We start from the raw sequence: 24,313 nt of genomic DNA, 5'->3' as shown, positions 1-24,313 counted from the left end.
CCTTGAATGTTTTTTTGGATGCCCAGTCTTTATTAGGAACACGGTCAGGAATAGCTCGCTACGTAGAATGCTTAGGTTCTCAGCTTTCCAAAGATACTGGTGTCAACTTATTTTTAGCCTTTAATCAATTAGCTAATTCTATTCGTGAAAATCACGTTTTGGAAATAAAACGTGATTTTCATCTTCATTTAATAAACAGCGTGTATCCTTATAAAGTGATTCGCAGATTATGTAAGCCAAACTTTTTCTATCAAATGCCATATGACATATTAGCTAAAAACAAAGCAGATATTTATCATGGAACTAATTTCACTTACACACCTTCGGTTAAGGCAAAGAGTATTATAACCATCCATGATTTGGCGTATATGAGATACCCTGAATCAACAAGTGACCGAATTTATAAACATCATAGCAATTGGGTCCCTTTCAGCGCTCGCCAATGTGATCAAATAATCGCGGTATCTCAGCAGACCAAATCAGATATCATTGAGCTTCTAAACATTCCTGAAAATAAAGTTGATGTCGTTTATCACGCTGCTGGAGACAATTTTCAATTTGTTCCCTATACTGCATCCATTCTTGAAAAATATAATTTACCCGAAAAATATATTTTATTTGTTGGTACCTTGGAACCAAGGAAAAATTTATTGGGTTTACTCAAAGCTTTCTATTTGCTCAAAAAAGAATACTCTTGTTCTGAAAAACTCGTTATTGTAGGCGCAAAAGGATGGAAGTTTACACCTATTTTTGAGTGGGTACAGGAACATTATCTAGAAGAAGAAGTAATTTTCACAGGATTTATAGATGATGAAGACCTGCCTGGACTTTACAGTGCAGCTTCGGTTTTTGTGATGCCCTCTATTTACGAAGGTTTTGGGCTCCCCCTTCTAGAAGCCATGCAGTGCCGCACACCTGTAATTGGATCCAACGTCTCCTCCATTCCAGAAATTATCGGAGAAGCCGGTATGTTATTAGCGCCGGATGACCCTATGGCTTGGGCGGAAGGAATGTATGGGATAGTATCTGATTCCACAGTAAGGGAAACCTATTCTCAACTGGCATTTGAACGTTCTAAACAATTTACATGGGATAAAGCAGCTGCTGAAACCAAACAAGTATACGAAAAAGTACTCGGCAATTTAAATTGAGCTATATTTTTATGAAGCTTACAAAAAGAGGTGCATCATGAAAGTCGCCCTTGTTCATGACTATTTAAACCAGTACGGAGGTGCTGAGCGTGTTCTTGAATGTTTCATGGACATGTTCCCCGAAGCACCCGTCTACACGCTAATTTCAGATTTGTCTAAAATGCCTGAACGATTTAGACATACTGATATTAAAAATTCATTTGTTCAAAAAATACCTTCTTCAAATAAACATTACAAAAAAATGCTAGGCCTTTTCCCTTTGGCTGTAGAACAATTTGACTTACGCGAATATGATCTTGTACTTAGTTCTTCCAGTGCCTTTGCCAAAGGAATTATTACAAATCCTTCACAACTACACATATGCTATTGCCATACTCCTATGAGATATGTTTGGGACTTGTACCATCAATATATGGATGAAATTAAAAATCCCATTTTCAAAAAAGCTTTGCCTTTTATTTTGCATCGTATACGTAATTGGGATCAACTGAGCTCACAGAGAGTGGACCACTTTATTTCCAACTCTCACAACGTTTCAAGACGAATAAAAAAATACTATAATCGGGAAAGTACTGTGATACACCCGCCTGTTTCAATTGACCGGTTTCATCCGTCGAATGCAAATGAAGATTATTTTTTGATAGTCTCAAGGTTAATTCCTTATAAAAGAATTGACTTAGTAATAGAAGTATTCAACAAATTGAAATTGCCTTTAGTGATAATTGGAGATGGGTATGATCGAGACAGGTTGAAAAAAATGGCTGGTCCTACAGTTAAAATGCTTGGTTATCAATCTGATGAGATTATTTCCGAATATTATGCCAAATGCAAAGCTTTTATTTTAGCTGGTGAAGAAGATTTTGGGATAACTCCACTTGAGGCGCAAGCAAACGGAAAGCCGGTTATCGCCTTTGGAAAAGGCGGAGCAAAAGAAACCGTGATTGATGGACAAACTGGCCTATTTTTCTCAGAGCATTCTGTTACTTCTTTGACAGAGGCACTAGTTCGCTTTAATAACAGCACCTTCGACTCTCAAACTATCAAAGAACACGCAAACCGATTTAACGAAACTCGATTCAAACAAGAAATGTTAGATTTTATCAATGCGGCCATAAATAAAAAGGAGCTTTCTCATGAGTGAAAAATATGCTTACGGAAAAAAAACTCTCAAGCAAGAGCAACCGGATAAAGAAAAGACCTCGCTATTATTTTGGTTGTTAATGGGCTTTACAGCGCTTTTTTTGTGCTGGGCTCCGTTTCAAAAGGCTCTTTTTAACGGCAATACGGCTGACTTCGAAAGACCTATTTATAGTTCGTTAGTTTGGGGATTTATCGTTCTAGTTGTGGCATCCATCTACCTGTTCTATAACTGGAGACTCCGTGATCATCGTGATATTCTTAGTCTTGTAATCTGGCTGCTTCCGCTTAGTTATTTGATATCTAAAGTCTCTGAAGCATCGCACTATTTTGCGACGAATATGTTATATATTCAGATGATCTACGCTATCTTTTTTATTTTAGGTATTTATTTATGCAGAGGGCAAATTGGCAACAAAGTTTTAACCTATAGTTTGATGGGATCCGGCTACCTGATTGTTTGGTTTGGAGTACTAAACTGGGTAGGCTTTAAGCAATTTGCGGCAAAAATGATTCAATGGTTTGTTGAACTGCCTGGTGATGGATTGCAATATCAAGATGCGGTAATGTCGGCCGAGAATCAGTTAAGGCTCACATCTACCTTTCAGTATGCCAATTCATATGCAGCCTTCCTAATTGCTCTGCTTCTTGGTGCTGTTTACTTAATCTTATCCAGCAAAAAGCCACAAGCTATTCTAGTGAATGCATTTATGCTAGTGCCGATCATCATCTCTTTCTTTCTTACAATATCCAGGGGTGGACTCGTTGTACTACCCGTTGTAATACTCCTAGTCCTTCCATTTATGAAACTGACCAAACAGATTTTTTACTTCATCTATCTAGGCATTGCATTTGTAATTTCTCTATTAATTCTTGATAAAGTAACCGTCATTGGTGAGCAAGCTTTTAAGCAGGATTTATCCTCCGCTTCCGTTGGTTTATGGACGTTCATAGGTGCTTCAGCTATTTGTGCGGCTATTATCTGGGTGCTACATAGGTATGTGTTTCATGCCGTTCAAAAAGTATTGGATGCCAAAATTAAAATTAAGTTTGCCAATATCTTATTACCCGCTGCTGCACTAATTATTGGTAGTTTAGGCATGCTCTTATTGTTTGGAAATACAGGCGCCACTAATTTGCTCCCTGATTATATGAAAAATCGTATAGAGAACATTAATTTTAATCAGCACAGCGTTTTAGAAAGAGGAACCTTTTATAAAGATGCCGTGAAGCTAATTGCAGACTATCCAGTCGTTGGAGCTGGTGGTGGTGCATGGGCTGCCCTGTATGAAAAATATCAAAATAACCCTTATGTAAGTCGGCAAGCTCACAACTTTTTTATGCAATATCTTGTTGAGACAGGAACTGTCGGTATTATAATCCTTATCGGTTTCCTCATTTATATATTTAGCTTATATATTCGCCATCAACTCAAAGCTCAAGAAAGCAGTCCAGATCGTCACGTATTTTATATTATTGCAGTATCTTTGCTGGTTCATAGCATCATTGATTTTGATCTGAGTTATGTATTTTTAGGTATTGTTGTCTTTTTAAGCTTAGGCGCCATGGTTTCTCACGTTACTATCAGCCCTAATCTTCGTTTCATAAAAGATGAGAAAGCACCTTATATCAATAAGATTTACCCATCAGTTCTTTTGATTTTATCCGTAATTATGTTCTTTATTTCCGCTCAGAACTTAAGTGCAAACAGTTTATTCCGTACAGCAACTGCAGCCGCGAGCAGCAACAAAGCGATAAATGAAATTTTCACGCCTTTAGATAAAGCATTGAGTATTCGTAATAATCATCCAGATTACACGCTTTTTAAAACAAGCCTTTTGCTTCAAGCTTTTCAACAAACAAAGGATGAGAAATATTACACGGAGTTAATGGGCCTTCTCAATCAATTAAAAACAAACGAGCCTCATAACCGGTATCGAATTGAGCAAGAAACGCAAGCTTATTTAATTAAGGACCAATTAGCGCAAGCACAAGAGCTAACAAATGCAGAAATAGCTAATTTCCCATGGGATATCAGCTTGTATGAGAGAAGTATTGACCTTGATATGTCTCTGGCTGAGAAAGCCCGTTTGCAAAAAGATGATGCATTAAAAACAAAGTATTGGAACCATGCTTTCGCTGTTCATGATAAGGTTTTAAGTAAAATGAAAGAGCTTGAAAGCCTTCCAAAAGAGCAGGTTCAAGGCCGAGCATTTAATGTAACAAAAAATATGTCACTTCGCCTGGGACAAATGGAGTATATCCGCGGTAATTACGATTCAGCGATTTCTTACTTTAAAATGTATGTGAGTGATCAATTTGATGACACAACAAATAAAGAAATCGCACGCTGGTACCTCACAGCCCTGCAAAAGCAAAATAAAAATGACCAAGCCTTATTCGATAAGCTAGTTGCAAAGGACCCTAAAGAGCGTGAAGAAATCAGCAGATTGGCTAATGCAGCTTTTTAGATAGAACTATCTTACTTCTTAGTTAAGGAGCTAATACAAGTAGACCCGATACCTCGGTATCGGGTCTTTTTAGTGCAAATTTAGGATCTAGACTTTCAGTAGAGCGACGAGCTTACGAAAGCATAGATGCCTCACACTCCACAAGATGCCCAGTAGGCGCCTTTCAATCGCGTTGAAGTAAAAAGTCAGCAATCCTGGTAATATAAGCTGCAGGATCGCAATACAAGCTCTCTCATTTACGTTGATGAGCGATGAGGGTACAACTAGTGAAACTATGAGAACATAATAGCTTATTTTTCCGAGTTAAAAAGCCATACGAATATTTATCCGATAAGTTCAGAACAAAAAGCTAAGATACACCTGAATAGTAACTCTTTCTCCAGAAGCTGCTGATCATCGGGATCAACTGCTACTGGATTTATTCATTTCCATACGAAGGTGTCACACCACCATATCCATACTCTCTAAACCAACGAACTACTACTTCTTAACCGCGGCAGACACTGCGGCATATAATTTCTGCCACTGTAGAGACATATCTTTGATGTGCGGGCTAGTGACTAGATTAAACTGTAACGTATAGTCTTCAACAGCAGCCGTTTTGCTTTTTCTGGGCCCACGCGTTTTCTTTACCTTCTCTTCTTTCTCAACTGCTTGATCTTCTTTAACCACTTCAACGGCTTCAGGAGATTGTTTGGCTTCTTCCGCATCTGCTACTTGCAACTTTGCTCGCCCCGTTTCCTCTTCTTGCCACTCAGCTAGCCCTGCTTTTGCCGCTTCCTCTACTTGCCACTCAGCCCGCTCTGTTTTTCCCGCTTCCTTTACTCGCCCATTAGCTTCCTCTGCTTCTCTCGTCTCTCCTACCTGCCTATCCGTTTCCACTCCTTCTCCCACTCCCACAACCTGCTCCGCAGCATGTTTAGACTGACGTTCCTCCATTCATCCTCTACCTCACTTCCCTAATGTATCCTGACGCAGAGAAAATAGCTCTCTAAGCTCGTCCGTAGACATTTCCGTAACCCAGTTCTCCCCAGTCCCAATAATCTGTTGGCTGAGTCCCTGCTTGCGTTCAAGCATTTCATCAATACGCTCCTCCAAAGTGCCCAGTGTCACAAATTTATGAACCTGTACATCCTTGGTCTGCCCGATACGAAAAGCCCGGTCTGTTGCTTGGTTCTCAACGGCCGGATTCCACCAACGATCGAAGTGAAAAACATGATTGGCCGCTGTAAGGTTAAGTCCGGTGCCGCCAGCCTTCAAGGACAGAATAAAGATGCCGCACTGCTGTTCCTTCGGAAGGGTCAGGTCCTGGAATCTCTCAATCATTTCATCTCGCTTAGCTTTGGGGACGCCCCCATGCAAAAATTGAACCGGCTCACCTCGTACCTGCTCAATGGCTGCTTGCAGCATATGGCCCATATCAATATACTGGGTGAAAATTAGACAGTTGTCCCCCTCATCCCTAAGCTCATCGATCATTTCGAGCAGCCGCATCATTTTGGCAGAACGGTCTTCCCATGTGACCTGCCCATTTTCCTTAAGCAGCAATGCAGGATGATCGCATACTTGCTTCAGCTTAGTCAATGTGGCAAGGATTAGCCCCTTTTTCTCGATGCCGGTTAATGTATCAATCTTATCCATAAGACTTTGAACTACATTCTCATACAAAGCCCCCTGTTCCACAGTTAACGAAACATAGGCTTTCATTTCATTCTTATCCGGCAGATCCAACTGAATGGCAGGATCCTTTTTGACCCTACGCAGTAGGAAGGGACGGATCAGCTTTTGAACCTGTCCGGTTAGCTGTAAATCGCTGTCTCGCTCAACTGCGTTCACGTAATTGTGAGTAAATGATTTTAAGCTGCCCAAATAGCCAGGATTGATATAATCAAAGATTGACCATAGCTCAGTCAACCTATTCTCAATAGGCGTGCCTGTTAGCGCAATACGGTGATTGGCCTCCAGTTTCCGTATCGAGGTGGACTGCTTGGTATAGGCGTTTTTAATATTTTGCGCTTCATCCAAACAAATACAATCCCACTTAACACCTGAAAGCTCCTCCTCATCCATTTGAGCTAAAGAATAGGTGGACATTACCAAGTCAGCTCCATGGATAGAATCCATAAACGCATCTCCTTTGGCCCGCTGAGAACCATAGTGCAGATGAATCTGGAGCGTTGGAGCGAATCTTTGAAGCTCCTTCTGCCAATTACCCAACACAGAAGTCGGACAGATGAGTAATGCAGGTACACCCTTCTCAACAGATCCCTTATTCTCCGATGAGCTTAGGCTCCCCTCTCTGACTTGAAGTAGGTAAGATATAAACTGAATGGTTTTACCGAGACCCATATCATCGGCCAAGCAGGCTCCCAAACCACATTTGCGAAGGAACAACAACCAAGAGAGTCCATCTAATTGATAGCTGCGCAAATCTGCTTGAAGGGAAGCTGGAGGCTGAACCTGCGGAATTTGCTTGGTTTGCTGCAATTGATTCATCAGCTTCAGCATGTGTTTATTTAGCTCAATTTGAATCTGCAGTCCTCCGCTTGAAGATGCATCTTCAGAAAGGGATTCCCCAGAACCTACCGGCCGCTCAGAATCTTCCATACCAAGCAGCTGAAGCTGGAGTACATCCCGAAAGGACATGCCACGTTTCTGATCGACCTTCTTCATCGCTTGACGGACTTGCTCCAAAAAAGCTGGATCCAATTGAATCCATCTGCCGCGAATGTACATCATTCTTTTTTTCTCGGAAGCAAGCTTCATGAACTCTTCTTCTGACAGATCCATGCCGCCTATGGCTATTTTCCAATCAAACTGCATCAGCTGCCCTAGTCCTAGCAAAGATTCGCGTCCGGATCCAACCGAGGTTTTTAACTGCGCTTTGAGCCTAGGTCTGAGCATTCTCAATTCTTCCCACCATGATGGCAGTAATAGGGAGTAACCTGCCTTCAATAACTGCAAGCTGCTTTCTTCCATAACCGTCCAAGCCTGGTCGTCCGACAAAGTTGTTGCTATTTGGTCTGGTTCCCCTTCAATCAGCCTCAGCATAGGTACAATGCGAAGCAGCTTACCGATATCCTTAGATAACCGAGCTTCATAAAAGCTACGCCAATGATCTGGTAAATCATTTGGCATACTGCCGTTATTTAAAAAAGTCTCCTGAACCTCATATAGCAGATTAGAGTCATTTTTAGCCTGTAGGAGCACTTTCAGATGCCATTCCTCGTCAACTTTTTTCGGTGATTCCCACTCCATATCCATGTTCGGTTCCGCCAGTTGAATGCAGACTTTAAATGGGACATCGTCCTGCTTCCATCCTATTGAAACGAGCCATTCCTCTTCATCCAGCCAATCGAAGGATAAACTCTCCTCCTGATTAAAATTCGAAACTGTGAATGCTTCGCGACCCACGTTGGCAGGCAGCTCCGAGTGGTCCAGAGCCTGCTGTTCCATACAAAGCTCCGCCCATGCTTCCATCGTATTAGTGGTACCTTGCAGCAGCTCGTTAGCAGCACTTTGAAACCAAGCTGACATGTAGGTAATTTCCAGTTGTTCCGCATCATTAAGAAGCTTCTCATAGTTAGACTCTTTCTCCTTAGGAAGCAGCAGCTTCCAGCCTGTCCTCCCCTGCTTCCACTCCTCGAACGATGGGATAAACCAGCCCTCGGATAGTGCCTCCATGAAGATAACAGCTGCATGTTTCAACACTTGAAGCTTAGGATCCCATTCGATACGTCCATGAAGCGATGCGGAATCGGAAGCTAAGTAATCCAGTGCCGTGTAGGGCGATAAATAAAGACCGAAGTTATCCTCATATTCAGCCTTACCGCCTAGTATCGCTCCATAAAAAGAATGCCTATGCCAAGCAAACAAGCGAATTCTAAGCTCATTCGAGGTAAGCAAAGAATGCTCTTTTCCCATACCTTTAAAATGAAAATCTCCATTGACTTGCCGCTCTGCGCTAAGGGTCAAGGTGTCAAGTTTAATCATTGGATAAGCTTTCCTTTCTGCAATTCCTCCTGAAAAGCGCGATAGCGCGAAAATTGTTTTTTGATATGCATCAAGTAACGCTGCCCGTGCTCCTGTTCCCCCAAATGCTTGTAGTATTGGTTGAGCTTTTTCATGAGCCTTACGGCACTTTTATAGGCAGCACGGTTTTTCTGCAAAATAAAACGCTCTACTGATAAATGATAAAGTGGCAGTAACAGATTCCTGTCATGCGCTTCAATCAGCTTTAAGCTTTCTTTTTCGATTTCAAAAGGAGTCCGTTCAAATATCATCTGAAGATCAATCCACCGCCGATACTGCTGATGCTTCAATAAATATCGGGAATAGTAGGTAAAGCTCGAAGGCAGCATAGAACAAACGATATCAAGCCACTCTTCAGCAAGCTCCCGATGCTTGGCCGCTTCTTGCCAATAATGAAAATAAGTCTCCATATGAGAAGTACCTGATGATTGTACTAAAGGACGGAGCCATTTCAGCCAGTCAATTAATCGGTCCCATTCCTGATTGGTCATAAAGGCTTGCAGAAAAAAGACATACAAGCTCGGCTGCCTGTTCGGCAGTTTATTTGTCCTTTGCATGGCTTGCTGATCATTTCCTTCTATCACATCGAAAAGAGCCAGGTTCATACTTATGTCTTGCTTCTGTCTGGGAGAAAGCTGCTCTTGATGCTCCGATATCGACTCCAGTCGATCCTTTTCATTGCCGATTCTGGCCTCATCTCTCAGCAATCCCCACCATAATAAGCTATATGTATCTCGCCAGCGCATCATGGAGCTATGCTTAGGAGAGCTGTATGCCGCTAAAAAAGCTGCTGTTTCTTGCATATAACTCGGGTTCAATTGACTTACTTCCATGCTATTCATTTGCGAATCGAGGACAAGAAATTGTTCATAACATTGCTTCGAAATAGCACGAAAGCCTTGTCCGTACGAGTGTGAATAATAAGAGTAGTTACGCTCGATCTGCTGCTGTAAAACATCTGTTCGTTTCATTATGAATAGTAGGACGTTCATCTCATACAATACCTTTAGCGAAGGATTCCAGCCTTGTCCAAATATTAGCAGCTTACTCGAAACCTCATCAAAAAAGCTATCCAGAGCTCCGGAGCTGTAGATGGAATAATTGCTGAATTGCTTTTCAAAATAACGATGCCAATCTGTTACAGAGCCTACTTCCTTTGGTGTTGTGACAGGTTTTATAGCTATGGAAGCACCCTCCGCTGCTGCAATTGTAGGTAGGGTAGGATTGGATATACCTCCATTTGAAACTGAGGCCGACACCTGTAATCCACCTAAATCCATCTCTGCTTGCACCGCGAACAAAGTGTCTACAGGTTTATGATTGGCTGCTGGTTTGGAGTTAATCATCAACTTCCGATCGGGCGTTAAAAATTGAAGAGGCTGTAAACCCACTTGTCTAACCGCCTCAAACATAACTGCAGCCATATGCTTGCAGTAGCCATTATAGGGACAACTGCATTCACTGCTAGAAAAATGCTTAATATCCAACCTCACCTTATATAAATCGGAGCCATAGATTATAGCTTGGACTATTGAACCGTTCTCCATACGGAACCGTTCCACCATATCTTCGCGGTAATATTCCCAACCTCTTTTCAAAATAATTGAGGAGAAATAGGGACGAATGTTCTGAAATAGATTTTCATAGGTTAATTCGAACATAATTCTTGGATCCTCCATAGCTCATATATAGATAATTTATTATATCACATGCAAAATTCACTCGGCTTTGAACAAAAATAGACTTCTCACAATTCTAATGAATTGCTGGAAGTCTTTCTCATTAATTCCACATTCGTGGTATGGGTAACCGATATCTCGGTAATTCATCGTCGGGATTACAAGGAGGTTTATAACTTTATGAGGTACTACTTTTGTTTAAGTAGATATGTTTGTTCTTCTGTGCGAGATATTTTATCACGTTGATAATCAAGCCGCTCGTTAGTTGTTCTAATCGACTCAAGCAGACGATTATCTGCCTCTATATTCTCGATATGCTGCTCTCTTATACTGCATTCTAGCTGCTCTACTCTTGTGTCAAGACGATCTGCTTTGGCCTCAAGACGATCTACTTTTAATTCAAGTCTGTCCGCTTTCAAATCAAGTTGATCAAATCTTGCTTCGAGTTGAATCACTTTTGAATCGAGTTGGTCCACATTGGCATCCAATTGGTTCACTTTTACGTCAAGTTGATCTACTTTGGTTTCAAGACGATTAACCGACGCTTTGACATCCTGTAACTCAGATAATATTCGGTTCAGCAGTTCCTCCACAAAATCACGCTCCCATGAGTTATTATATCATAGGCTCAATTATTTCGTTAGATTAACATCATGATTGGAGAAAAGCTATTTATCTGTACCCAACAATAACCAGATCAGGAGAGATTAGGACGCGGCTTAATATGAATTTCCAAAAAGAAAAAGGCCCCGAAAGGGACCTAATTCCTTGATATATAAGAGCTATCTGGGGGCGATATTACATCATTCCGCCCATGCCGCCCATTCCACCCATGCCGCCCATATCAGGCATGCCTGGTTTGTCTTTTTCTGGTTTGTCAGCGATAACCGCTTCAGTTGTCAAGAAAATTGCAGCAACGGATGCTGCGTTTTGCAATGCGGAACGAGTAACTTTAGCTGGATCAACGATACCAGCTTCGAACATGTTAACCCATTCGCCAGTTGCAGCGTTGTAGCCAATGCCTACTGCTTCTTTTTTCAAGCGCTCAACGATAACGGAGCCTTCTTGACCAGCGTTAGCAGCGATTGTACGTACAGGCTCTTCAAGAGCACGAAGAACGATGTTTACGCCAGTTTGCTCGTCGCCATCATTGCTTTTAACAGCAGCTACAGCAGCATACACGTTTACAAGAGCAGTACCACCACCGGATACGATACCTTCTTCAACAGCAGCACGAGTTGCGTTCAAAGCATCTTCAATGCGAAGCTTGCGCTCTTTCAATTCGGTTTCAGTAGCTGCACCGACTTTGATAACCGCTACGCCACCAGACAATTTAGCCAAACGCTCTTGCAATTTCTCTTTATCGAAATCGGAAGTTGTTTCTTCCAATTGGGAACGAATTTGCGAGATGCGAGCGCCGATATCTTTCTTGTCGCCTGAACCGTCAACTACGATCGTGTTTTCTTTCGTTACACGAACTTGACGAGCAGAACCCAATTGGTCAGGAGTTGTGGATTTCAAATCAAGACCCAATTCCTCAGTGATCACTTGGCCACCAGTCAAAGCAGCGATATCTTGCAGCATAGCTTTACGACGATCGCCAAAGCCAGGAGCTTTAACAGCTACGCAAGTAAAGGTTCCACGAAGTCTGTTCACAACAAGAGTCGCCAATGCTTCGCCTTCAACATCTTCAGCGATGATAACAAGCGGTTTACCTTGTTGTACTACTTTTTCAAGCACAGGCAGAATCTCTTGAATGTTGGAGATCTTTTTGTCTGTGATCAAGATGTACGGGTTTTCCAATACAGCTTCCATTTTATCTGTATCAGTAATCATGTATGGGGAGATGTAGCCACGGTCAAACTGCATACCTTCAACTACTTCAAGCTCAGTTGCAAAGCCTTTGGACTCTTCAACAGTGATAACGCCGTCTTTGCCTACTTTTTCCATAGCTTCAGCAATCAGTTGGCCAACTTCATCGTCAGCTGCGGAAATAGCTGCTACTTGAGCGATGGATTGTTTACCTTCGATAGCTTTGGAAATGTTTTTCAATTCTTCAACAGCTGCTTTAACCGCTTTGTCGATCCCTTTACGGATAACCATTGGGTTAGCGCCTGCAGTTACGTTTTTCAAGCCTTCGCGAATCATAGCTTGTGCCAAAACTGTTGCTGTTGTAGTACCGTCACCGGCTACATCATTAGTTTTAGTTGCTACTTCTTTAACAAGCTGTGCACCCATATTTTCGAATGCATCTTCAAGCTCGATTTCTTTTGCAATTGTAACACCATCGTTAGTGATCAATGGGCTACCGAATTTTTTCTCAAGCACGACGTTACGGCCTTTTGGACCCAACGTGATTTTTACAGCATTTGCAAGCGCGTCAACACCACGAAGCATTGCGCGGCGAGCGTCTTCACTGAATCTGATCTCTTTTGCCATGAGTGATACCCTCCCGAAAATAAATTGTATGTTGGAAACGTTTCGTTTAACTTCATAAGGTAACGGCTTACCGTCCTTCAAGGACGAGCCTGTTTAAGTATATGCTCACTAATTACATTAGCAGCTGATGAGGCGTCTATTCGTATAGGAACCTTAATTAAGCTAGAACAGCAAGGATGTCGCTTTCACGCAAAATTAGAAGCTCGCGGCCCTCAAATTTAACTTCAGTACCAGCGTATTTGGAGAAAATGATACGGTCGCCTTCCTTAACTTCAAGCGGAATACGCTCTCCGTCTTTTAGTGCTCCGCTGCCTACCGCTACAACTTTACCTTCTTGCGGTTTTTCCTTGGCAGTTTCAGGTAGAACGATACCGCTTGCGGTCGTTTCCTCCTTAGCAATGGCTTCAATGACAACGCGATCACCTAAAGGTTTGATCATTAGAAAATAGCCTCCTTATATATGGTTCTAAATTTCTTCACATTAGCACTCAAATACCTTAAGTGCTAACAACACTTATTATGATACTCAGTTTGCAGCAAATTTGCAAGTGCTTTTACCGAATTTTCACACCCCAATCATTCTATCCATCCAAAAGTAAAATATACGGTCATCCGATACAGCCACCAACAGCACCCTATACATTCAATCCAAGTAGACATTAGCTTGTAGAAATACGGCGAAATGTCGATTCTAAGCAAAAAAACACCTGAGTTCCACAGTCATTAGCACTAGCTTTAAATGACTGTGGAACCAGGTGTTATTTCTCTCCGAATTCTTCCTCCCACGCCTTATCCTTGAGCAGCTGCTTACGGTATACAACCCCGGATAACAGCACACTGAACTCGTAGAGCAGGATCATAGGCACAGAGACGACAATCGCAGACACCGCATCGGGCGGAGTAATCATGGACGCTACAATAACAAGCAGCAAATAGGCATAGCGACGCAGAGTATGCAGCCGTTTAGGATTTAAGATACGAAGCTTGGTTAAAAACATGATAACAATAGGAAGCTCAAACAGAAGTGAAATTGGAATCAAAATATTAAACATAAACGTGAAATATTGGGAGATCCCATAGGTCTCTTGCAGCGACAGCTTCTCTGTAATACTCGATGTAAACAGAAAGGCCATTTTGAAAACGACAAAATACGCAAACGCCAAGCCAATCAGAAACAATAAGAAGGCGAAGGGTACAAACATCAATGAAGCTTTCTGTTCCTCTATACGCAACCCCGGCTTTAAAAAAGACCAAATTTGGTACAGAGCAAACGGTAGTGTAACAATAAGGCCCGTAACCAATGCAAAATTCATGTACATCCGTATGGCATCCCAAGGAGAAAATACGTTCCAGCTAATTCCGTCCGCAGGAGGTACTTGCTTGAGATAAGTGATTAGGGGCTGCGCAAAAATCAACCCGATAACCATACCAATAATTAGAACGACGATAATCCAAATAATTCGTTTGCGAAGCTCACCCAGATGCTCGACGAGCGACATCGCATCATCCATATCCATAAAGGTTTCACCAACCTAGCTGTAAAGTGGTAAACGTGAAGCTTATTCAGGCAGTCTCCGCGTATCCGCTGACTTTTCTTGTCGAATCTGCTGAGGTGCCTCCTGCTCATGCTGCGTCTGTGCCTGCGCTTGTTGACCTTGCTGAGCTGGTCGCTCAGATGGAGCCGATACAGGTGGAAGCATCATACCGGATACCGGATCGGGACCCGGACGCGGCGTCACATCTTTACGCTCTTCTTGAGGTGCAGACGCATGAACGTCTTCCATCAAGTCCTGAGCGCCTTTCTTGAATTCTCGCATCGTCTTACCAATGGCTCGCCCCAGCTCGGGCAGCTTGCTCGGACCGAATAAGACCAGTACAACAACAGCAATCAACAAAATATGACTTATGCTCATTTGTTGAAACAACTCCTTTCTATAACACTAGACTGACACCCATCAGCCTTAGCTTATGCGCTAACAATTGTACAAGCCCCCGTACCCCAGCTCCGTAATATCTTCCCGTACTATAGTCTCTCCTGCGCAAATACGCGGTAATAGCACATCAAACGAAGTGTAGGGGTCGTGCATCACACAACCCGGCAAACCCATCACCGGCACCTCCGCTTCGCCTAGATAGCCCATAAGCAGCATCGATCCAGGGAGCATCGGCGTTCCGTAGCTGATTATCCGCGCTCCAGCCTGCTTAATCGCTCCCGGTGTCCGATCATCCGGATCAACCGACATCCCGCCAGTTACCAGAATCAGATCAACCTTCTGCTCCTCCAAAAAATAACGAATTTCATTAACAATCGTATCGCTTTCGTCCGGCGTTAATCGCTGTTCTATAACCTCGGAGCCTAATGCAGCTACCTTTTCACGAACAACAGGCCCGAACTTATCTTGGATTCGGCCCTTGTACACCTCACTGCCTGTAGTAATCAAGCCTACTCGCAAACGACGAAACGGCTTAACCTCAACCAAAGGCAGAACAGCAAGCTGCTCTACCTGCCGTACCTTCTCCTCCTCAACAAGAAGCGGAATAACACGGGTTCCGGTTAATACTTGACCCTGTTTGACAACCGTATTAGATTTCAGCGTGGACATGACCACCTGATCTATGGAATTAGCTGCATCAACCAATGATTTATTGATTTTGACCAATCCATGAATGGTCGATTTTAAGGAAACCTTGCCCTCATGCGGATCCGTCAATGACACGTTGGCCCCTGCAGCAGCTCGAGCCAAGCGGATCGCCGCTTCATCCTCATGCAGCCAGCCTTCCTCCATTGCAATAACATAGATATGCTCTTTGCCGATACTCAGCAGAGCGGGTATGTCCTGCTCCGTAATAACATGGCCTTTCGTAAATAAGCGCCCCTTGAAGGCTCCAGGAATAATTTGCGTCAAATCATGAGCCAGCACCTTGCCTATTGCTTCTTCTACCTTCACCTCACGAAGCATGGAATCAAGCTTCTTCATAGCCATGATCCCCTTCACGCCCAGTCAGTATACCCAAAGCATGGGGAAGCTGCTCCATGATGGCAGCCAAATTTTCAGATACACCCTTCGGACTTCCGGGCAAATTTATTATTAACGTTCTGCTGCGAATTCCCGATACAGCGCGTGAGAGCATCGCACGAGGCGTTTTCTGCATCGATATCATCCGCATGGCCTCGGCAAATCCCGGAGCTTGACGATCTATGACGCTCAATGTTGCTTCTGGAGTCACATCACGCAATGCAAGTCCTGTTCCGCCCGTAGTAAGAATCAAATCCACCTTGAAATAATCGGTCATTTCTATGAGCGCGGCCATAATTTCATCCTTCTCGTCTGGCACGACCCGATATTCGATAATTTCCCCATTGATTTCCTCTTCAATGAGCTCCCGAATAACTTGGGCGCTTGTATCTTCTCGCTCTCCAAGGGATCCTCGATCGCTTGCCGTCAAAATCGCCACTTTCCAACGCATAAGCTTACTCCTCTCCATGGGTCCATTGTATCGTAAAGTTATTACAAATCGGTGTCTTTTCTGTGAAAGTCACCGCTTTTTCCTCCTGATTTATTCAACAGCAGCGTTGGACCAATCTGCATCGTCTTCTCCGCTGCCTTGCACATGTCGTAAACGGTTAGCGCGGCAGCAGAAACGGCCGTGAGCGCCTCCATCTCGACACCAGTTTGCCCTCTGGTTTTGACAGTAGCTTCTATGTATAGCTCATCTTGTTCATTATCGGAAAAACGGACATCTACCCCAGTTAACGATAGCGGATGGCACATCGGAATCCAATCGGACGTCTTCTTCGCGGCCATAATTGCAGCCACCTGGGAAACAGCTAGAACGTCACCCTTACCGATCTTCCCTTGTTTTATCAGCTGTAGTGTAGAAGGCAGCATGGTAACGATGGTTCGTGCAGTTGCACTGCGACTCGTCTCCTGCTTGTCAGAAATATCGACCATACGGGCTCTGCCTTGTTCGTTAAAATGGGTTAGCGGGCTAGCATCAACATCAGACACCGTGCAGCTCTCCTCTCGTACGAATGGTGCAAACACAACAACCCCTGTGCCTCACTTCGTTGTTTTGGCAGCCCGAACCGTTCTTTGCTCTGTAATAAGTTCGTCCAGCCGGAAATCGAACAAGCCCATCGGGACTTCCTCAATAAGTTGTAAATCGAACGCACCCGCAATAATATATGGCCTAGTGAACCCAGCACGAACATACTGCTGCATAAACCGGTCGTAGTAACCGCCCCCATAGCCTAGCCGTCCCAGGTCAAGATCAAAAGCCAGTCCGGGTACAAGCGCAGCATCAATCTGGCGAATATCAGTCAGGAATTCCATATCAGGAACCGGCTCCAATATTCCCCAGGCTCCTTTCTCCAAATCGGAGTGCGAGCGGACCTCGAACAGCTTGAGTTTCTGCTCCGGCTGTACCTTAGGCACCAAGACTCGGTAACGCTTTAACCAGCAAGCCTCCATCACCGGAGTTACATCAACCTCAGATTTTACAGGCATGTAAGTAAAAAGAGTCGGTCTACGGCCCAGCCTAACCCGGGAATCCAAAACATCACTTATTCGCTTGATTAATAATTCATTTATCCGCTTGGATTTTACGCCCCGCTCGGATGGCGTCAAAGCATTTCGTTCAGCCTCCGCCTTGCGTCGAAGCTCGATTTTCCATTCTTTGATATTCATGAGACGGCCTCTCTTTGATGGGGTCGGTAACGTGATTAAGAACATTTTAATGCTGAGCAATGCTTAATAGCAAATTCTGGTGGAATATGAAGTCTAAAAATACCTTTATTTTTTAATATACCATAAACACAGCTAAAATAACGAGTTTAAGTAAGGATACGTTTAAAAACCCCCGAAATTGAGGTCTTTTATAGCCAGAATTCCCCTTTCCATATTTCAAAGCATATTAAAAAGAGCCCCGTCAAAATCTCGGCAGCCCTTCTCATAATTCGATTGGATTAATTAATCGCCTTACTTATGGATTCGAGGACTCTCTCCGACTGGAACGGCTTAACAATAAAATCTCTTGCTCCAGCTTGGATAGCTTGAACAACCATATGCTGCTGCCCCATTGCAGAACACATAATAACTTTGGCTGAGGGGTTCTGGCTTTTAATCAGCTTCAAAGCTTCGATCCCTTCCATTTCAGGCATAGTAATATCCATCGTCACTAAGTCGGGACGCAGCTGATTGAACTTTTCAACAGCAACAAGCCCATTCTCCGCCTCACCTACAACTTCGTGACCACCTTTTGTTAAAATATCTTTAAGCATCATCCGCATAAATGCCGCATCATCAACCACTAATATTTTTGCCATTTGTTGTTATCTCCCTTTTATGAATTCTGTTGTTTGACTTTCCAGTTCCAGTCCCAAGGAATCACTCGCTTGAATATAGTTTTGATTGTAAAAGGATATACCGTTTCGACCGTTATTTTTGACCTGATATAAAGCTTTGTCCACATTTTGAAGCAGCCTGATTGCATCGTCTCCGTCTCTTGGATAAACAGTGACTCCCATACTAATCGTAGCCTCCAGAACGTGTTCGCCAATCTTCCAGCCTTCTTGAATGGAAGCAATGATCCGTTCAGCCACCCTTTGGGCATTTATAACGGAATCAATTCGTGGCAGAAGGATAACAAATTCATCGCCGCCTAAGCGTGCCAGCATATCGATTTCCCGTATACATCGCTTCACCCTTGAAGCAAAGGTTTTCAGCAGCAAATCCCCTGTCTCGTGTCCATATTGGTCATTAATCCTTTTAAAATCATCTATATCCATATAAAAAAGAGCCATCAGCTGATTGTATCTTTTGGCATTCGCAATAGCTTGCTGCAAATACATCTCAAACGCTCTCCGGTTAGGCATCTCTGTAAGAGGATCCTGATAAGCTAATCGGGACAGCTGTTCCTCTCGTTCCTTGATCTCTGAAATACTTCTTATAGAAAGAAAATACTTGTACACGGAAGAATCCGCTTCTTTAACAGGAATTATTATCGCTTCAATCCACGACCATTCTTCATCATTGACCGCCCACTGACATTCAAATGAAACCTTATCATTGGTAGTTAATAGTTCGACCAGGCTTTCCTTCACAACCGATTGATTATCAGGATGTATGTATGCAAAAAGGCTCATAGGCTCCGAAATAAACACAAGCTCCAAAATAGATTGTTGAGTAAGCACTGTATAAGTAATCGTTCCATCCTTATCAAGAATGTACATACGATTGGATAACTGTCCCAAAATATAGCTAAGCATCTCAGGCCGTTTGATTAGTGCCTCGACCTGTATCAAGTCATTGGGCTGTTGGCTCATCATCGGTATCACCCTTATAATCGTATTTCCCCTTATCCCACCAAGGTTTGGATAAACAAATTTGAATGCTTACTCAAATCAATATAATCGTCTCCAACCTTTACCAGAGGATTAGTAAGGTCTAAAGGGTTGCTGTTCACGATATCCCCGCGGCGCCCATCGGTAAGTATAACTTCATCTCCAACAGCCAGCTCCATCATTCGACGAATAAAAATATTGCATATCAAAGGATCCAGCTGCCCGAATCTATCCTCCTGCATTTGACGAATAACCAGATAGAAAGGCGCTGCGTCCTTATAAACTCTTTTAGAGGTCATAGCATGAAAAATATCGGCTACAGCGACAATTTTGCTGAAAAATTCGATTTGATCGCCCTTCAATCCATTCGGGTACCCTTTACCATCCTCCCGTTCATGATGCTGCAGCGCTACCAAGGCTAATTCAGGGGGCAAATTGGGGGTGCGTTTAATAATATCAAATCCGAAGGTGGTGTGCCTCTTCATAATCTCATACTCGTTATCCGAATATTTACCGGGTTTATTCAGGATCTCATCACCAATTTGTATCTTTCCAACATCATGAAGCGTAGCGGCTGTACTCAGCATTGAAAGCTCATCTTCAGGGAGATGCAGCCACCTCCCAATTAATGTGGAAATGACTCCGACTCCAATATTATGCCTGTATGTATAATCATCCTTAGCCTGAAGGCCAGAAAGTACACTGAATAAACTTGGAAACTCCGTTGCCTGGTAAATCGCCGGAATAACGGATCGGTTTAGTGCTTCTAGAGGAATTTCTTTCTCCTCATTAATTAGATGAAACATTTCCTTAACCATCTCACTAGCCTGAGTAACTAGCTCCTCGCTCGTAACCAGTTGCGCGCTCTCGAAATCTTGCTCTTCCATTATAATTCCATGATTCAAAATCCACTCTACGTGATGCGCTTCTAAGAGGCTTTCCTTTGGAATGAGAATCAATCCCCAGTTATTGATAAGGTCTCTTTTAAATCTATACCCTATCCTCTGAACTAACTGCTGTTCATTCATGGTTATTCAACCGATCTCCCCTCGAAGAGAATTAGCATCATTGAGTAAGGTCAGAGTGAATAAACGTTTAGTGAGGAAGGGGGAAACGCAATACTCACCTGACACAGAGTGAGTTTATTTTACAATATATCCCTAAATTAATATCTGTAAAAAACTCCCTTTTACCTAAAAATATCACTATAAATGGACAGAAATGAAATATTTTATTAAAAATTGATCTTTTTCCACTATTGTAAAACCTTAATTTGACATAATACGGGAAGATGGTCAGATGATTGCTCATATTGCAGCCAAGCTGGAGACTCATGAGCAAAGCTCGTAAATATATGATCAATCTCTCCACCATTAACAACTGTAGCTTGAGGGAGCTGCAAAGGAATCTTGTAAAGGAGCTTGTGCAGGTCGCTCATCAAGTTGTCGGAATCAGGCATATTGAAATCTCCCATCACAATTAACGGGGTGCCAATTGATTTCAGAATATCAACCAATGCAGGCATTTGCAGCTCACGTTCGCTGCGAGCAACTCCAAGATGAGTCGTAACAATAGTTACGATCCGCTCTTCTAGCTTTATTTGGGCCGTCAGCACCGTGCGCGGCTCCTGACCCTTGCCACCGGGAAGCGGATAAACCCGTACATTATCTATAGGAAAGCGACTTATCAAAGCTATGCCGTATTCAGAGAATCCGCGACGAAAAGCAGGTGCGAACGTATAGTTCATCCTCAGAGCTTTTGCCAAATTAGCTGCCTGATCCTGTAAACCAGTGCGCCATTGGTAACGGTCTACCTCCTGAAGAGCGATAAAATCAGCATTTCCCTGTTCAATTTGTGTTCGGATAGCAGACAAGTGAACCTGATTATCCATTCCTTCACCATGACGAATATTATAGGTCATCAAACGCAAGGCCCCCTGCTCCCCTGCTGCACGTTGAATGGGAGCCGTCTCAATCCTGTTCCAATGGGAAAAAGCAGCTGAAGCGCAGAGCAGTAACACAAAAGCCAGCAGCACGGTGTGCCGCCCTATTAATGATCCTCTGCTATTTCTTTGTACCACTGTCTGCATCCTTAACACCCTCTTCCGCCTCTTTAATCGTCCTTTTAATAGTTGATAGATTCAGCATACGATGGCAGATTTAGCTTTGTATACGGGAGAAATGATGGAAATTCGGCGGCACAGTCGGTAAGGCTGAAAATTCGACAAGAACATGGTACACTACTAATTAGTGCATATCCGATGATAATCGGCTTCGCTGTCCTTGATGGACGAGCGGTTTGTCAAAGTTGTGCGAAGTAATGTATCTATCCCAACCAAAGATATGCGGCTTCGGGCGTCCCTAAATACGAGTGAGTTTACCACGGTTGTGAGAAGTAAAAGGTGACATACGTCCACTATCAGAATGTAAATGAATAGATATCACACACTAATCCTAAGTACTATTTCGGGAGGCATATCATGCTGCTGCAAGTGTCAGGAATTACAAAAAGCTACGGTATTAGTACCGTGCTTTCTAATATAACGTTACAGATTGAGCCGCGTGAGCGCATTGGTTTAGTTGGCGTGAACGGTGCAGGCAAATCAACGCTGCTGCAAATTATTGCAGGGGAAATGTCTTATGATTCAGGAGATATTTTCAAAGCAAAGGAAACCAAAATCGGTTATTTGAAGCAAAATAGCGGACTCATCTCCGACCGTTCGATATGGGAAGAAATGAAAAGCGTATTCGCTCATTTGGAGGAAGCTGAGCTCGAGCTTCGCAAGCTGGAGGCCATGATGTCCGATCCAGCTGTATTGGCTGACGAGAAGCTCACTGAAGATACGATGAAGCGGTATGCTGGGCGATCGGAATGGTTTAAGGAGCAAGGCGGTTATGAAGCTGAGGCTCGTATTCGGGGGATTCTTCATGGTATGGGCTTCGGAGATTTTGCTCCGGAGACGCTTGTGAACACATTGAGCGGCGGTCAGAAAACGCGGTTAGCTATGGCCAAAATGCTGCTGCAAGCCCCAGACCTGCTGCTGCTTGACGAGCCCACGAACCATTTGGACATTCCTACACTAACTTGGCTGGAGGGTTACCTTCGCTCGTATTCGGGCTCTATTCTGGTTGTATCTCATGACCGTTACTTTTTGGATGCATTGGTAGGGGCTATTTACGAAATCGAACGGCACGCATCCAAGCGATACACGGGCAATTACTCCAAATTTGTGGATACCAAGCAGGCCGAATACGAAATCCAAATGAAGCAATTTGAAAAACAGCAAGGTGAAATTGCCAAAATGGAGGAGTTTGTTCAGCGTAATCTGGTTCGGGCTTCCACTACTAAGAGGGCGCAAAGCCGCCGCAAAGCATTGGAAAAGATGGACCGCCTCGACAAGCCTATGGGCGACTTGAAGCGCGCTCACTTTGCCTTTGAGGTGGAGCAAGCAACCGGTAAAGAGGTATTGCAGGTAAATGATGTATCCATATCCTATGACGGACGCAATCCGCTGCTTCGAGACATTACGTTCCAGCTGCGCCGAGGAGATACTGCCGCTCTAATAGGACCTAACGGGATTGGGAAATCCACTTTGTTGAAAGCGTTAATTGGGGAACAAAAGCCGCAAACAGGCATCATCCAGTGGGGAAGCAATGTGCGCATCGGCTACTATGACCAGGAGCAATCAGGGTTAAACGGGAAAAACACCATCATCGAAGAGGTGTGGAATGCATTCCCCCATATAGAGGAAGCGAGAATTCGGACAGTTCTAGGAAGCTTTTTGTTCAGCGGCGAGGATGTATTCAAGAAGGTTTCGGCTCTAAGCGGCGGTGAAAAAGCACGCGTCTCCTTAGCTAAGCTGATGTTGGAAAAAGCGAACGTGCTCATTCTCGATGAGCCTACCAACCATCTGGACTTGTACAGCAAGGAAGTGCTGGAATCGGCTCTTATAGATTACGAGGGCACGCTGTTGTTTATTTCCCATGACCGGTATTTCTTGAACAAAATGGCCGAATCCATGCTGGAGCTGACGCGTACTGCTGTTACCTCCTACTTGGGAAATTATGACGACTATGTAGAGAAAAAGCAGGAGCTAGCCGAGATAGAACGGCAAAGGCTGGCACTTGAAGCAGCAAAAGGGAAAAACACCACCACTGCTAAAACGGATGCAGCAGCAACTGAGAAAAGCTTCGAAGCAGGCAAGCAAGCCAAGCGTTACGAACGAACGCGCCAGCGTAAGCTAGAGCAGCTGGAACAAGATATCGCCCGATTAGAAACGGAGATAACCGATCTAGAGACAGAGTTGGCCAAGCCTGAAGTGTATAACGACTACGTACTGGTACAGCAAAAGAACGAGCTCATCGAAGTGAAGAAAGCAGAACTTGCGGAGTGCTACGAGCAGTGGGAGCAGCTGGCGGAGTAAGTAAATGGAATTGGATCAGTCACAGTCAGCCTAAACGAAGAAAAGAAAGCGCCTGAGAAACTCATCAGGCGCTTTCTAGTTTGAGCAGCAGCAGAGGTACGCTGCCGTATATAATCATCGTTGCCGCGGCAACGATGCCTGAGTCATTAAGCAAGAGCGCCGCGATTGTGCCGATTACATTAGCTGCGCAGCCGTACATCAGGTACGGATAGCGGCGCTGCCAGCGGCGAAACAGCCCTCTGGGCCGCAGCACCAATGCTGCCATTACAACAAGGCTGGTGAGCAGCACCTTGCTCCAGGCCGAGACGCCGATTAGATGCCAATTCATCTCGACCTTCCGCACAATCATGGCGCCTATGGCGTCCAGCCGTCCCTGGAGCAGCGCTTCGAAGGCTCGGCCGATATGGCTCTGCTTATCGGCCGGGAGACCTGTGGCTGCACCTGAGTTGAGCAGCCACAAGCCCGCGAGCGCTGCAGCGAGCAGCAGCGCGAGAAGCGGCGCCAGGCGCAGCCAGCGGCGCCCACCGGCCAGGCGCGCCGTCAGCGCGCCGAAGCCCGCCGCGGCGGCAAGCGCACCGCCGGCGTTAGTGCCGAGCGCCGGCGACGCGAGGTAGCCGGCGACGAGCACGCCGGCCGCT

20 protein-coding genes and 1 pseudogene are annotated in these 24,313 nt (G+C 44.1%); 4 read left to right on the top strand and 17 right to left on the bottom strand.

The annotated features are described in order from the left end of the window. Positions 1 to 2 precede the first annotated feature (2 nt). From GC093_RS06975 to GC093_RS06965, 3 genes are read left to right on the top strand one after another with little or no spacing between them, the layout of a single operon-like run. Positions 3 to 1,151, top strand: a complete 1,149-nt coding sequence (locus GC093_RS06975; protein ID WP_171651155.1) for a glycosyltransferase family 4 protein — start codon at positions 3 to 5, stop codon at positions 1,149 to 1,151. A gap of 37 nt (positions 1,152 to 1,188) precedes the next feature. Then, positions 1,189 to 2,292, top strand: a complete 1,104-nt coding sequence (locus GC093_RS06970) for a glycosyltransferase (RefSeq protein ID WP_171651154.1) — start codon at positions 1,189 to 1,191, stop codon at positions 2,290 to 2,292. Further along, positions 2,285 to 4,759 (top strand): O-antigen ligase family protein, encoded by a 2,475-nt coding sequence (locus GC093_RS06965; RefSeq protein WP_171651153.1) that lies wholly within the window; start codon positions 2,285 to 2,287, stop codon positions 4,757 to 4,759. The genes GC093_RS06970 and GC093_RS06965 overlap by 8 nt, the downstream gene beginning before the upstream one ends. 480 nt (positions 4,760 to 5,239) lie before the next feature. On the opposite strand, the gene GC093_RS06960 is transcribed toward GC093_RS06965, so the two are convergent. The 16 genes from GC093_RS06960 to GC093_RS06885 all read right to left on the bottom strand — a co-directional run bounded on the left by GC093_RS06960 (position 5,240) and on the right by GC093_RS06885 (position 21,341). Continuing rightward, positions 5,240 to 5,698, bottom strand: a complete 459-nt coding sequence (locus GC093_RS06960) for a hypothetical protein (protein WP_171651152.1) — start codon at positions 5,696 to 5,698, stop codon at positions 5,240 to 5,242. Between the two features lie 12 nt (positions 5,699 to 5,710). Beyond that, positions 5,711 to 8,752, bottom strand: a complete 3,042-nt coding sequence (locus GC093_RS06955) for a DEAD/DEAH box helicase (RefSeq protein WP_171651151.1) — start codon at positions 8,750 to 8,752, stop codon at positions 5,711 to 5,713. Next, positions 8,749 to 10,452: an SWIM zinc finger family protein gene (locus GC093_RS06950; RefSeq protein WP_171651150.1), complete on the bottom strand. Its 1,704-nt coding sequence runs from the start codon at positions 10,450 to 10,452 to the stop codon at positions 8,749 to 8,751. The genes GC093_RS06955 and GC093_RS06950 overlap by 4 nt, the downstream gene beginning before the upstream one ends. 206 nt (positions 10,453 to 10,658) lie before the next feature. After that, entirely contained in the window at positions 10,659 to 11,063 is a 405-nt protein-coding gene (locus GC093_RS06945; protein ID WP_171651149.1) for a hypothetical protein, read from the bottom strand. Between the two features lie 205 nt (positions 11,064 to 11,268). After that, positions 11,269 to 12,909, bottom strand: coding sequence for a chaperonin GroEL (gene groL, locus GC093_RS06940; RefSeq protein ID WP_171651148.1), 1,641 nt, complete (start codon positions 12,907 to 12,909; stop codon positions 11,269 to 11,271). Positions 12,910 to 13,066: 157 nt separating this feature from the next. Further along, complete coding sequence (gene groES, locus GC093_RS06935) at positions 13,067 to 13,348, bottom strand: co-chaperone GroES (RefSeq protein WP_171651147.1); 282 nt, start codon at positions 13,346 to 13,348, stop codon at positions 13,067 to 13,069. Positions 13,349 to 13,667: 319 nt separating this feature from the next. Further along, positions 13,668 to 14,420 (bottom strand): twin-arginine translocase subunit TatC, encoded by a 753-nt coding sequence (gene tatC, locus GC093_RS06930; protein ID WP_376768635.1) that lies wholly within the window; start codon positions 14,418 to 14,420, stop codon positions 13,668 to 13,670. Positions 14,421 to 14,468: 48 nt separating this feature from the next. After that, positions 14,469 to 14,822 (bottom strand): twin-arginine translocase TatA/TatE family subunit, encoded by a 354-nt coding sequence (gene tatA, locus GC093_RS36300; RefSeq protein ID WP_171651145.1) that lies wholly within the window; start codon positions 14,820 to 14,822, stop codon positions 14,469 to 14,471. A 60-nt stretch (positions 14,823 to 14,882) separates the two neighbouring features. Continuing rightward, positions 14,883 to 15,887: a molybdopterin-binding protein gene (locus GC093_RS06920; RefSeq protein WP_246313791.1), complete on the bottom strand. Its 1,005-nt coding sequence runs from the start codon at positions 15,885 to 15,887 to the stop codon at positions 14,883 to 14,885. After that, on the bottom strand, positions 15,874 to 16,377 hold the full coding sequence (mog, locus tag GC093_RS06915) for a molybdopterin adenylyltransferase (protein WP_171651144.1): 504 nt from the start codon (positions 16,375 to 16,377) through the stop codon (positions 15,874 to 15,876). The genes GC093_RS06920 and mog overlap by 14 nt, the downstream gene beginning before the upstream one ends. 41 nt (positions 16,378 to 16,418) lie before the next feature. Beyond that, positions 16,419 to 16,919 (bottom strand): cyclic pyranopterin monophosphate synthase MoaC, encoded by a 501-nt coding sequence (gene moaC, locus GC093_RS06910; protein WP_312886468.1) that lies wholly within the window; start codon positions 16,917 to 16,919, stop codon positions 16,419 to 16,421. Positions 16,920 to 16,970: 51 nt separating this feature from the next. After that, a complete protein-coding gene (locus GC093_RS06905) occupies positions 16,971 to 17,597 on the bottom strand; it encodes a 5-formyltetrahydrofolate cyclo-ligase (protein ID WP_171651143.1) in 627 nt (208 codons plus the stop codon). Positions 17,598 to 17,875: 278 nt separating this feature from the next. Further along, positions 17,876 to 18,235 (bottom strand): response regulator, encoded by a 360-nt coding sequence (locus tag GC093_RS06900; protein WP_171651142.1) that lies wholly within the window; start codon positions 18,233 to 18,235, stop codon positions 17,876 to 17,878. A gap of 6 nt (positions 18,236 to 18,241) precedes the next feature. After that, the gene (locus GC093_RS06895) at positions 18,242 to 19,237 is read right to left on the bottom strand and encodes a GGDEF domain-containing protein (RefSeq protein ID WP_171651141.1); all 996 of its coding nucleotides are present in this window, start codon (positions 19,235 to 19,237) and stop codon (positions 18,242 to 18,244) included. A 29-nt stretch (positions 19,238 to 19,266) separates the two neighbouring features. Next, entirely contained in the window at positions 19,267 to 20,139 is an 873-nt protein-coding gene (locus tag GC093_RS06890; protein WP_246313783.1) for an HD-GYP domain-containing protein, read from the bottom strand. Positions 20,140 to 20,507: 368 nt separating this feature from the next. After that, positions 20,508 to 21,341 carry an endonuclease/exonuclease/phosphatase family protein gene (locus GC093_RS06885; protein WP_171651139.1) on the bottom strand — a complete coding sequence of 278 codons (834 nt, stop codon included), beginning with the start codon at positions 21,339 to 21,341 and terminating at the stop codon, positions 20,508 to 20,510. A gap of 390 nt (positions 21,342 to 21,731) precedes the next feature. Between GC093_RS06885 and GC093_RS06880 the strand changes: the two genes are divergently transcribed. After that, the gene (locus GC093_RS06880) at positions 21,732 to 23,675 is read left to right on the top strand and encodes an ABC-F family ATP-binding cassette domain-containing protein (protein WP_171651138.1); all 1,944 of its coding nucleotides are present in this window, start codon (positions 21,732 to 21,734) and stop codon (positions 23,673 to 23,675) included. Positions 23,676 to 23,739: 64 nt separating this feature from the next. Here GC093_RS06880 and GC093_RS06875 read toward each other — a convergent pair. Beyond that, positions 23,740 to 24,313: pseudogene (locus GC093_RS06875) on the bottom strand (hypothetical protein); the annotation flags it as partial.

It is taken from the genome of Paenibacillus foliorum (assembly GCF_013141765.1).
In the GTDB taxonomy this organism is placed as follows: domain Bacteria; phylum Bacillota; class Bacilli; order Paenibacillales; family NBRC-103111; genus Paenibacillus_S; species Paenibacillus_S foliorum.
This window is presented reverse-complemented; position numbering and strand designations above follow the sequence as displayed.